Genomic DNA, 10592 nt, shown 5'->3' on the forward strand with positions numbered 1-10592 from the left:
CTCGAGGCATGCTGGTCCGATGCCCTCCGCCGAACCGACGAACGCGCTGTGGCTACGGACCGGCGATTCCAGGCCCGGCCCCCGGCCCGGTTTCACCCTCGACGACATCGCAGCGGCCTGTGTCCGGCTCGCCGACGCCGAAGGACTGCCCGCGCTGTCCATGCGCCGGGTGGCCGAGGAGATCGGTACCGGCGCGGCCTCGCTGTACCGCTACGTCTCCGGTAAGGACGATCTGCTGTCGCTCATGTACGACCGGGTCACCGGCGAATGCGAATTCGCGCCCGCCACCGGAGATCTGCGCGCGGATGTACTCGACGCCGCCGAACGGGCCCGGGCTCTGTACCGCCGGCACGGCTGGCTCGCCGAGGTCCGGCCCGGCACCCTCGGGCCCAACGGTCTGCGCTACCTGGACCATATGGTCGCGATCCTCGCCCCGGCGGGGCTCACCCCGGCCGCCACCATGCACGGAATCGCGATGATCTCCGGCTGGGTCACCGTTTTCGCCGGCCAGGAGGCCACGGGTCGGGCGGTTGACGCCACCGGCGGCGGGGCCGAGCACATCGCCGTGATGCTTTCCCTCGGCGACTACCCCCACCTCTCCGCACTGTTCGGCAATGCCGACGCGCCGGCGGAAGCTCCGGTGGACAACGACGCCGCCTTCCGGGCCGGTATCGACGCCCTGCTCTTCGGTATCGGCGGGCCGGCTCGGCGGTGACCGGGCCGAGCGTCTCGAAGGCGTGGCCGGGCGTAATGGCAGACTGCCGGGTATGAGTGAACCCGAGTGGGCGGACGCGGTCCGGTATGCGGTGCACCGGCCGCTGCGGGATACCGGCTCGAGCGGTGCCACTCGACATTGAGTAGCACGCGTACCAGACACAACTATGCCGGTCGGTCGGTGGCCGAGCGCCGGGCCGAACGGCGGGCGTTGTTCGTCGAAGCCGGGTTGACGGTATTCGCCGAGCGATCCTATGCCGCGAGTTCCATCGCCGACGTGTGCGCGGCGGCGGGGTTGTCGCGCCGCCAGTTCTATGAGCAGTACACCGGCCGCGACGAGTTGCTGGTCGATGTCTACGACCACGTGCAGCAGCGGGCGCGGGAAGCCTTTCGCGAGGGCATCGCGGCCGCCGACAGTGCCGATCCGGGCCTGCTGATAGATGCCGGGATGCGGGCATATATCGGCGCTATCACCGCCGATATCCGCTGGGTGCAGGTGGCTTTCGTGGAGATCGTGGGGGTGAGTCCCGACGTCGAGCGGCATCGGGCGCGGGTCCGCGAGAGCTGGGGTGAGGTGATCGCCGCGACCGCCGCGGCGGCGCCGGGGGTGCGTACGCCCCCGGGTGGCTGGGACCTCGCGATGGCCGCGTTCATCGGGGCGGTCAACGGTGCGGTGCACCACTGGAGCCGGCGGTATCCGCGACCGCCGGTGGAGGATCTGCTGGCTACGCTCTCGGCGTTGCTGACGGCGCTGGTGCTGCCCGGCGATCCCACCGGCTGATTGTGTCCCGGGACACGGCCGTGCCATACTCTGCCGCAAGCTTGAGACGTAGGCGTCTCAAAGTGGCCGGGAGGATACGGGTCGATGAGGACCGAGACCGGGCGGATGCGCCGGATCTGCACGCTGTTGCTCAGTACATTGGCGGTCATGGCCACGGTGGCCACCGGACCGGGCGTGCCCGCGGTGGCCGCACCGCTACCGGCCCCCGAACCGGCCCGGGTGCTGCCCCTGCCACCGGAATTGGATCCCGGGTTCTATCACCCACCCGCCGAGACCGTCGCCGCGCGCGCTCCGGGCGAGATCATCGCGGTGCGGCGGGTGAACGTGGCCAATTTCGGCATCGTCGCGCTCAATGTCGATGCCTGGCAGGTGTCCTACCGGTCGAACAACAGCCGCGACGAGGCCATCCCCGCCGTCGCGACCCTGCTCAAACCCCGCGGTAGCGCACCGGCGCCGCGGCCACTGCTCTCGGTGCAGATCGCCGAGGATTCCACCGCCGGATACTGCACGCCGTCCTATGCCCTGCAACACCTTTCGGTGGCGCCGTTCGTGGGCCAGATCGTGGCGCCCGCCGAATTCCTGTTCGCCCAGGCCGCATTGCAGCAGGGCTGGGCCGTGGTCATCCCCGACCACCAGGGCCCGGATTCGGCCTACGCCGCCGGACCGCTGGCGGGGCGGATCACCCTGGACGGCATCCGGGCGGCGAACTCGTTCGCGCCGCTGGAGGCGGGTCCGGCCGCGCCGGTGGGCCTGTACGGTTACTCGGGTGGTTCGATCGCCACCGGTCACGCCGCGGAACTGCACGCCTCCTACGCGCCGGAACTGAATATCGTGGCCTCCGCCATGGGCGGGGTCGGCGCGGATCTGGGTGCGACCCTGGAGATGTCGAACAATCAGGCGACCTCAGGGCTGGTGTTCGCGGCGGTGATGGGGCTGGCACGGGAGTATCCGGATTTCGCCGCGTTCCTCGACCGCAATCTGGATCCGGTCGGGAAGACACTGATGACGCTCAAGGCGCCGCTGTGCGTGCAATACCAGTCGGCCCTGCTGCCGTTCCTGAATCTGAAAGGCATGATGCGCACCGAGGGCGATCCGATGCGTGATCCCGCCGTCGCGGCGATGCTGGACGCTACCCGGATGGGCCGGTCGGTTCCCGGGATGCCGATGTATATCTGGCATTCGGCCTGGGACGAGATCCTGCCGCTGCCTTCGACCGACGCCCTCGTCGACACCTACTGCCGGGCGCCCGGCGCGCAGGTGCGCTACACCCGCGACCATGCCAGCGAACATGTGATCGGTGAGGTGGTCGGGGGGCCCGCCGCGCTGCTGTGGATGCGGGACCGGCTGACCGGTGTGCCCGCCGAACCCGGTTGCAGCACGGTCGATTCGCCCACCATGCTCGGCACGCCCGGGGAACTGCCCTTCCTGGCGTCGGTGTTCGGCGAGACCGTGGCCTCGTTCTTCGGCAAACCGATCGGGACCCGCTAGCGGCGCGCGGGCTACGGGCGGGCCCGCGTCCCGGCTGGCAGACTGCGGATATGAGTACACCTGATTGGGCGGATGTGGACCGGTACGTGGTGGACCGGCTGGCACGCGATACCGAATCGAACGCCACGCTGCGGGCCAACGCCGACGCGGGGCTGCCGGCCATCGATGTCTCCGAGGCGCAGGGCAAATTCCTGTCGCTGCTCGCCCGATCCGCCGGTGCCCGCCGGGTCCTGGAGATCGGCACCCTCGGTGGTTTCAGCACCCTGTGGCTGGCCCGCGGCGTCGGGCCGGAAGGGTGGGTCACCACACTGGAATACGAACCGCGCCACGCGGAGGTGGCCCGGGCGAATCTGGATCGGGCGGGTGTCGGGGAGCGGGTCGAGATCCGGGTCGGCGCGGCGATCGACAGCCTGCCGGTCCTGGCCGAGGAGCGGCCCGAGCCCTACGACCTGGTCTTCATCGACGCCGACAAGGTGAACAACAGCAACTATGTGCGCTGGGCGCTGCGGCTGAGCCGCCCCGGCGCGACGGTGGTGGTGGACAATGTGGTGCGCGGCGGCGGACTGGCCGACGACACCGCGACCGATCCCGCGGTGCGCGCGAGCCGGGAACTGGTCGAACTGCTGGCCGCCGAACCGCGGCTGGACGCCACTGTCATCCAGACCGTGGGCGCGAAGGGCTGGGACGGTTTCGCGCTGGCGGTGGTGAGCTGACGGCTCAGCGCGGGTTCACCAGCCGCGTCTCATAGGCGTGGATGGCCGCCTGGGTGCGGTCGCGCAGGCCGAGTTTCTCCAGGATCCGGCCCACATGTGTTTTCACGGTTTCTCCCGAGATCACCAGTTCCCGGGCGATTTCGGCATTGGACAGGCCGCGGGCGACCAGTATAAGGACCTCGGTCTCGCGGGCGGTGAGATCCGGTGCGCGCGGGCCGGCGGGCGGCGGAGGCGGTGCCGCGCGAGCGAATTCGGCCAGCAGCCGCCTGGTTACCGAGGGCGCGAGCAGGGCCTCGCCCGCGGCGACCACCCGGACCGCTTCGCCGAGGGCCCGCGCGGAGGTCTCCTTGAGCAGGAACCCCGACGCACCCGCCCGCAATGCGGCGTAGACGTATTCGTCGAGATCGAACGTGGTGAGCACGATGACCTTGACCGCGGCTTCCGCGGCGGTGATCCGCCGGGTCGCCTCGATACCGTCGCATCCGGGCATCCGCACATCCATGAGCACGACATCCGGTCGTTCGCGGCGGGCCAGACGAACAGCCGCGAGACCGTCGGCGGCCCGGCCGACGACCTCGATCCCGGGCTGGGCCCCCAGCAGCACGGCCAGCCCCTCGCGGACCAGTTCCTGGTCGTCGGCGAGCACAACGCGGATGGTCATCGGTGCGGATCCTCGGTCGGCAGTGTCGCGACGACACGGTACCCGCCGGAAACGGTGGGGCCGGCGTCGAGCGCGCCACCGAGCATGGTGATCCGTTCCCGCATCCCGAGCAGGCCGTGGCCGGGCCCCGCGGCCGGATTCCCGGCCCGGGCCGGGGCTTCGTTCTCGACGACGACGTGGATCTCTGTCTCGTCGACGGCGACCCCGACCGCGATCGCCGCGCCCGGCGCGTGGCGCACGGCATTGCTGAGCGCCTCCTGCACGATCCGGTAGGACGACAACCCCCGCGCGCGCCCGGGCGCGGCGGTATCACCGGTGACCGACAGCGCCACCGCGGCCCCGGTGGCGCGCACCGATTCCACCAGCTCGCCGACCTCGGAAAGCGCGGGCTGCGGCAGGTTGCCGGTATCGCCGGACCGGAGCACATCCAGGATGCGGCGCATATCCGCGAGGGCGGTGACCGCGCTGTCGTGGATGGTCGCCAGACCGGCGGCGGTCTGCGGGGCCATCTCCGGATCGCGATAGCGGGCGGCCTCGGACTGGATCGCGATCACCGACATGTGGTGGGCGACCATATCGTGGAGTTCCCGCGCGATCCGGGCCCGTTCTCGCAGCAGGACGGCCCGGTCACGTTCGGTGCGGGCCGCGGCGCGCTGGCCTTCCAGACTGTGGCGGGCGGCAGCGAGCGCGCGGAGAGCCGCGCCCGCGATCACGGCCAGACCCGCCAGGACGGCCGTTTCGACCAGCGCGGCGACCCCGTCGCCCGGGGGCGCGACGACCGCCAGGGCCGATCCGGCGACCACCGTCGCCGCCCAGGCGCCGGCCGCGGCCCGCACATCGACACGCATCGCGACGACGCCGAGCACCACCAGGTAGCTGTTGAACATGGCGTCCACCCACGGCCCGGCCCCGGCCCACAGCGAGGCAACCGTCAGGGCGGCGGTCGAGCCCGCCCAGGCGAGGCCGGGTAGACGCGGCGCGACCAGCAGTGAGATTCCCTGTACCAGCGCCAGTCCGATGGCCCGGCCGTCCGGCAGCGGTGTATCCGACAGCAGGGTGTGCAGCACCACGGTGAACAGCGTGACCGCGGCGAGTGCGATCACCGGCACCCATCTCGCCGGATGGGGCAGTGGGGGCTGCGCCGGGCGCCGGAATCGGCCGGCCCACCGCACGGTACGGGAGTCAGACATCCCGCCGCTCCAGCAACCGGCGCCCGGCCAGCAGCGCGCCGGCCGTCCCCGCCACGACCAGCGCGAGTCGCGGCCAGCCGCCCACCGAACCCATGAGCTCCGGTGCCGCGTCCGAACTCTGGGAGAGTTTCGCGACGACCGCGGTGGGCGCGATCAGAGTGGTCCACCGATGTAGTTCACCGAACGCCTCTGCTGCCGACAGCTGCGGTAGCGCGATATGCGCGGCGACCAGTGCGACGGCGCCCACCGAACTGCGCAGGACGAAACCGGTCGCCAGCCCCAGCAGCGCCGCCGCGGGAAAGCAGGCGGCGATTCCGAATACGCCCGGAAACACCTCGCCCGGAGGGTGCTGCGCGATATCGATGGTGAGCCGTCCCGCCGCGTGGGAGAGACCGACGGCCCCGACGCCGATCAGGGTGGCCCCGGCGCCCGCCACCAGCACCTTGGCTCCCAGGATCTGCGTCCGCCGCGGAGTCGCGATCAGGGTGGCCCGGATAGTGCCCGAGGAGTATTCGGAGGTCACCAGCAGCGCACCCCAAATGGCCGTGGCCACCAGGGAGAGTGCGAGACCGGTCAGCGCGCCGCCCGATACGGTGTCGGCCGGGTCGAGGCTGCCCGTGAGCCCGACGAACAGCGCGGCCACCGGCCCGAACAGGACGGCCGCGGGCGGCAGCAGCCACAGGGCGCGGGCCGAGCGCGCCTTGATCAATTCCGCGGACACCCGGTCGCGCAGCGGAACCGGTTCGTGGCTCGACAGCTCCGGAAGGGTCATGCGGACTCCTGACGGTTCGGCGCGGCCGAGGGGTGGTTGTCGGATACCAGCCGGGTGAACACCTCTTCGATCGTCGCGCGGATCGGCGTCAATTCGTCGAGCACAATTCCGTGCGCCACTGCCAGCCCGCCGATCTCCCGTGAGCCGATTCCGCGCACTGTTCCGGTATCGCCGTGCCGTTCGAGCCGGGTGCCGAGCAGCCGCGCCAGCGGCGTCAGGTCAGCCGCGCGCACCCGGGTGACGGGTTCGCTGTGCCGGGCCACGAAATCGCGGGCGGGTTCGTCGGCGACGAGCCGGCCCGCGCTCACCACCAGCAGATGGTCGGCGACCAATTCGGTTTCGCTCATCAGATGGCTGGACAGGAGCACGGTGCGGCCCTCGGCCGCCATCGACCGCAGCAATCCGCGCATCCACCGGATGCCCTCGGTATCCAGGCCGTTGACCGGTTCGTCGAGGACCAGGATCCCCGGATCGCCCAATAGTGCCGCGGCGATACCGAGCCGCTGGCGCATACCGAGTGAGAAGCCGCGCACCCGGTCACCGCCCGCCCCGGCCAGCCCTACCCGTGCGAGCACCTCGTCCACCCGCCGGCGCGGGATGCCGTTGCCGGCCGCCAGATACTCCAGATGCCGGGCCGCGGTGCGTGATCCCATGACATCGCCGGCGTCGAGCAGCGCGCCCACCGTGCGCAGCGGACGGGCCAGTTCACGATAGGGGCGGCCGGCCACCGTGACGGTTCCCCGGGTGGGGGTATCCAGGCCCAGGATCAATCGCATCGTGGTGGATTTGCCGGAACCGTTCGGTCCGAGGAACGCCGTCACCCGGCCCGGCGCGACGGTGAACGTCAAGCCCTCGACCGCCCGGGTGCGACCGTAGAACTTGGTGATATCGCGAGCTTCGATCACCCCTCGACGGTATGGCCGCCCCTTCGGTCACCACATCCCGCTGCGGAGCGATATCCGGGCATCCCTCTCCGGGGTGACGGCGGGCTATCCGTCCGTGGTCGCGGAGGCCGTGATCCGCCCGTCCTCGATCGCCTGGCGCAGCAGGGCGTGATCGCGGGCGCTCTGATCGGCGTAGTCCTCGGCGAAGGCGGCCATGGCCTCGTCGAACCCGGTGCCGGTGCCGAGATAGCCCGCGATCGCGAAACGGTCGCCGCCGCGGGCGTGCGCCTGGGCCAGGACCCGCGCGCACAACCTGCCGTAGAGCGTCATCATCTCGGCCGGCATGGTGTCGATCACGGCGCTGCCCTTACCGTCGCGGAGCTGGCGGATATAGAAATCGCGGGTGACGCCGTCGGCATCGGGGCCCTGATGCCAGCCGAGGAAGATATCGCTGGCCGCCTGCATGAGACGCTGTCCGGTCACCACCCGTTCGCCCTGGTTGGAGTACTGCGGGCCATCCAGATACCCGGCCAGGACCGACGGCTGCGCTTCCTTGGCCTGGAGGAACAGTGGATCCCCGCCGGGGCCGCGCATCAGGATGATCCAGCAGCGGGTGCCGACACTGCCCACCCCGACGACCTTGCGGGCGGCGTGCACGTATTCGAACCGGTCGAGCAGGAACCCGCGGTCGGCCTGCAGGGTGGCGCGGTAGTCGACCAGCCGGTCCATCATGGTCTCGTGGATGCGGGCCGCGTCGGCGGCGGTGAACAGTTCCTCGACCGGGACGATCAGCGGCGGCATGCTCACGATCCGCGGGCGGCCGTCGTCGCCGGTGACCGTCAGTTTCGACAGGGCGTGCGCGCTGTCGCGGCCCCACGCCTTGTCGATGGCCTTGGTGACCCGTTTCCGGACCGAGGCGTCGAGCACCTCCTGCACCTGCGCCATTTCGTCGGCTGCCGAGATATGGGAGTACCAGACCTCCAATTCGCCGCGTCCGGCCAGCCGGGCGACCGTTTCGCGGTATTCCGCGCAGCAGGCCAGCGCGATCCGGCGGCGGTGTTTGGATTTGAATCCGTTGTCGCGCCCGGCGACTACCAGACTGGCGACCAGGCGTTTGACATCCCATTCGAACGGGCCCGGATAGGTCTCGTCGAAATCGTTGACGTCGAACGCGAGCCGCCGTTCCGGTGTGGCGAACAGGCCGAAATTGCTCAGATGCGCGTCGCCGCACAGCTGGGTGTGCAGGCCGCTGCCGGGTGATCGGGCCAGGTCGTCGGCCATGACCAGCGCCGCGCCCCGGTAGAAGGCGGTCTGCGAGGTGGCCATCCGGGCGTATCGCACCGGCACCAGTTCCGGAACCCGGGTCGGCGCCTGGGATTCCAGCAGTGCCAGCGGGTCGCGTCCGGTGGCCGGGCGATAGGCGGCGACGACATCGAACGGCGCCAGCTCGCGCTGCCGGACACCGTGGGCGTGCTGCTGTGCGCAGGCCGCGGTATCGGCGAGGGTGGCGGTAGCGGGCGGGCGGGACATCGGCCCAACCTAGGGTGGCGAGCGCGCCGCGTCGTCACCCGATGCGGGTGAAGTGGTGTCGTATCCGAGCCGGGGCAGCTTCGGATCACCCTGCGCTCAACCCTGCGTGACCGGCCCGCGCGCCGCTACCGTTTTCCGGCGGCGCGGTGATGAAGAGGTGGCGGCGATGGCGGACGGCAGCGCGGGATCGGTGCTGCGGGCGGTACTCGAACTCGGGCCCGCCCCGCGCAGCGTGATCAGCCGGCACGCGGCGATATCCCCCGCGACCCTCACCGTGCAGGCCCGGGCGCTGCTCGACGCCGGACTGCTGCGGGAACTGCCGGAGACCACCGCCGCCGGAATCGGGCGGCCCTACAGTCCGCTGGCGCTCGACACCGCCGGCAATCTGGTGGTGGGCGTGCATATCGCGGCCGAGCATACGACGGTGGCGGTGGTGGATATCGGGGGCACGGTCCGGCACAGCAGCCGATCGCCGCACCCGTCCACGGATCCCGGTGCGATTCTCGCCGCGGCGGCTGCGCGGGTGCGTCGTATCCGGGACGATCGCGGTGCGCGGCGCATCGTCGGGCTGGGGGTGGCGACCGGCGGCTGGGTCGATACCGAGGCCGGGACCGTGGTGCACCATTCGTTCCTGGGCTGGCGCGATGTGCCGGTGCGCGAGATGCTGTCGGCCGCGACCGGATTGCCCGCCGTGCTGGACAACCACACCCGGGCGCTGATGTACGCCGAGCAGCTCTACGGCACCATGCGGGCGGCGCCGAGCTCGATCATGCTGTTCGCCGGCAATGTGATCGATGTGGCCTTCGCCGTGCACGGCCGGGTGCACTACGGGCCGCGGTCGGCGGCCGGTTCGCTGGCGCGCTGGCTGGGCGGTTCACCGGCCGGTCCGCTCGAACCCGCCGAACTCGAGCGGCTGGCCGATCACGCGCTGCTGCGCGCCGCCCGCGAGCGTGCGCCCGGGCGGTTCGTGAGTTTCCCGGATCTGCTGGACCACGGCGCGGATCCGCTGGTACAGGAACTCTTCCGCGCCCGCGCCGTCACCCTGGGCGGGGTGCTGGCCGCGCTCATCGACCTGCTGGACCCGGCGGCGGTGGTGGTCAGCGATCGCGCCTACGGGCGGGTGCCGGGAGTGCGGGAGGCCTATCTGGAGACGGTGGGCCGGCAGGCCGGGACCGGTATCGAGCCGGACCGGCTCATCACGGCGTCCTCGTTCCAGGGGCGGGTGCTCGAGACCGCGGCCGCCGCGGTGGCGTTGCAGCGGCTCTTCGACCGCCCGCTGGCCACCCTCGCGCCCCGGTCGGCATTCGACTCGGACTTAGTTTAATACGGACGAATATTGACGGTGACCAGGAGGTTCGGCACAGTAATTCCATGAGTGAAATGTATCTCGCGGCGGATATGAAAATGAGCGCGTCGTGTCGTCCGGTGGCGGAAATCCATACCATCGAATCCGGAATCGGACCCAGGAAATCAACGTGCTCAATTCTCTGCGAAGAATAGGTATCGCGCTCGTAGCGGCCGGGCTGCTCGCCGCCTGCGCGACCGACAGCGGCGGCGATGTGGCCCTCACCGCCGCGCTGCCCGATTCGGTGCCGCCGGGGACCGCGCTGTCGATCTCGGTGCGCACCTCCAAGGTGGCGCTGCAGGCGTCCGGCGAAGTCGCGAAACTGCCGTTCAGCGTCACCGACTGGCCCGCGGTGCAGGCGGGCCCGGACGTTATCCAGGCGTTCCGGGGCGGGGCGGTCGATATCGCCTCCAACGCGGGTATCCCGCCCATCCACGCGCGCGCCACCGGACTCGACGCCAAGATCATCGGGGTCAAACAGCGTGCGCTGCCGAACTATCACCTCGCCACCGCA

The 10592-nt window shown here is 70.8% G+C and carries 10 protein-coding genes and 1 pseudogene; 6 read left to right on the top strand and 5 right to left on the bottom strand.

Annotated features, from left to right (window positions below; translation table 11 throughout):
* Positions 1–19: 19 nt before the first annotated feature.
* From ACWDU1_RS06375 to ACWDU1_RS06390, 4 genes are all read left to right on the top strand, one after another.
* On the top strand, positions 20–715 hold the full coding sequence (locus ACWDU1_RS06375) for a TetR/AcrR family transcriptional regulator (RefSeq protein ID WP_449996242.1): 696 nt from the start codon (positions 20–22) through the stop codon (positions 713–715).
* 180 nt (positions 716–895) lie between these two features.
* Entirely contained in the window at positions 896–1495 is a 600-nt protein-coding gene (locus tag ACWDU1_RS06380; protein ID WP_449996243.1) for a TetR/AcrR family transcriptional regulator, read from the top strand.
* Positions 1496–1579: 84 nt separating this feature from the next.
* Entirely contained in the window at positions 1580–2983 is a 1404-nt protein-coding gene (locus ACWDU1_RS06385; protein WP_449996244.1) for a lipase family protein, read from the top strand.
* A 50-nt stretch (positions 2984–3033) separates the two neighbouring features.
* Positions 3034–3696 (top strand): O-methyltransferase, encoded by a 663-nt coding sequence (locus ACWDU1_RS06390; protein ID WP_449996245.1) that lies wholly within the window; start codon positions 3034–3036, stop codon positions 3694–3696.
* A gap of 4 nt (positions 3697–3700) precedes the next feature.
* Here ACWDU1_RS06390 and ACWDU1_RS06395 read toward each other — a convergent pair whose 3' ends face one another.
* The 5 genes from ACWDU1_RS06395 to ACWDU1_RS06415 all read right to left on the bottom strand — a co-directional run bounded on the left by ACWDU1_RS06395 (position 3701) and on the right by ACWDU1_RS06415 (position 8733).
* Positions 3701–4357, bottom strand: coding sequence for a response regulator (locus ACWDU1_RS06395; RefSeq protein WP_449996246.1), 657 nt, complete (start codon positions 4355–4357; stop codon positions 3701–3703).
* Positions 4354–5547, bottom strand: a complete 1194-nt coding sequence (locus ACWDU1_RS06400; RefSeq protein WP_449996247.1) for a sensor histidine kinase — start codon at positions 5545–5547, stop codon at positions 4354–4356. The genes ACWDU1_RS06395 and ACWDU1_RS06400 overlap by 4 nt, the downstream gene beginning before the upstream one ends.
* Complete coding sequence (locus tag ACWDU1_RS06405) at positions 5540–6319, bottom strand: hypothetical protein (RefSeq protein WP_449996248.1); 780 nt, start codon at positions 6317–6319, stop codon at positions 5540–5542. The genes ACWDU1_RS06400 and ACWDU1_RS06405 overlap by 8 nt, the downstream gene beginning before the upstream one ends.
* Positions 6316–7224, bottom strand: coding sequence for an ABC transporter ATP-binding protein (locus ACWDU1_RS06410; protein WP_449996249.1), 909 nt, complete (start codon positions 7222–7224; stop codon positions 6316–6318). Before ACWDU1_RS06410 ends, ACWDU1_RS06405 begins: the two co-directional genes overlap by 4 nt.
* A gap of 84 nt (positions 7225–7308) precedes the next feature.
* Positions 7309–8733, bottom strand: a complete 1425-nt coding sequence (locus ACWDU1_RS06415) for a DUF2252 domain-containing protein (protein ID WP_449996250.1) — start codon at positions 8731–8733, stop codon at positions 7309–7311.
* A gap of 166 nt (positions 8734–8899) precedes the next feature.
* Between ACWDU1_RS06415 and ACWDU1_RS06420 the strand changes: the two genes are divergently transcribed.
* Both ACWDU1_RS06420 and ACWDU1_RS06425 read left to right on the top strand, forming a co-directional pair.
* Positions 8900–10057, top strand: coding sequence for an ROK family protein (locus ACWDU1_RS06420; RefSeq protein WP_449996251.1), 1158 nt, complete (start codon positions 8900–8902; stop codon positions 10055–10057).
* A gap of 151 nt (positions 10058–10208) precedes the next feature.
* Positions 10209–10592, top strand: a pseudogene (locus ACWDU1_RS06425) (ABC transporter substrate-binding protein); the annotation flags it as partial.

The sequence above is a fragment of the Nocardia sp. NPDC003345 genome, assembly GCF_053589395.1.

Excerpts from the sequence above, each read along its gene's own strand:
- ACWDU1_RS06375 (WP_449996242.1), top strand. The coding sequence starts at position 20 with ATGCCCTCCGCCGAACCGACGAACGCGCTGTGGCTACGGACCGGCGAT.
- ACWDU1_RS06385 (WP_449996244.1), top strand. The coding sequence starts at position 1,580 with ATGAGGACCGAGACCGGGCGGATGCGCCGGATCTGCACGCTGTTGCTC.
- ACWDU1_RS06390 (WP_449996245.1), top strand. The coding sequence starts at position 3,034 with ATGAGTACACCTGATTGGGCGGATGTGGACCGGTACGTGGTGGACCGG.
- ACWDU1_RS06395 (WP_449996246.1), bottom strand. The coding sequence starts at position 4,357 with ATGACCATCCGCGTTGTGCTCGCCGACGACCAGGAACTGGTCCGCGAG.
- ACWDU1_RS06400 (WP_449996247.1), bottom strand. The coding sequence starts at position 5,547 with ATGTCTGACTCCCGTACCGTGCGGTGGGCCGGCCGATTCCGGCGCCCG.
- ACWDU1_RS06405 (WP_449996248.1), bottom strand. The coding sequence starts at position 6,319 with ATGACCCTTCCGGAGCTGTCGAGCCACGAACCGGTTCCGCTGCGCGAC.
- ACWDU1_RS06415 (WP_449996250.1), bottom strand. The coding sequence starts at position 8,733 with ATGTCCCGCCCGCCCGCTACCGCCACCCTCGCCGATACCGCGGCCTGC.
- ACWDU1_RS06420 (WP_449996251.1), top strand. The coding sequence starts at position 8,900 with ATGGCGGACGGCAGCGCGGGATCGGTGCTGCGGGCGGTACTCGAACTC.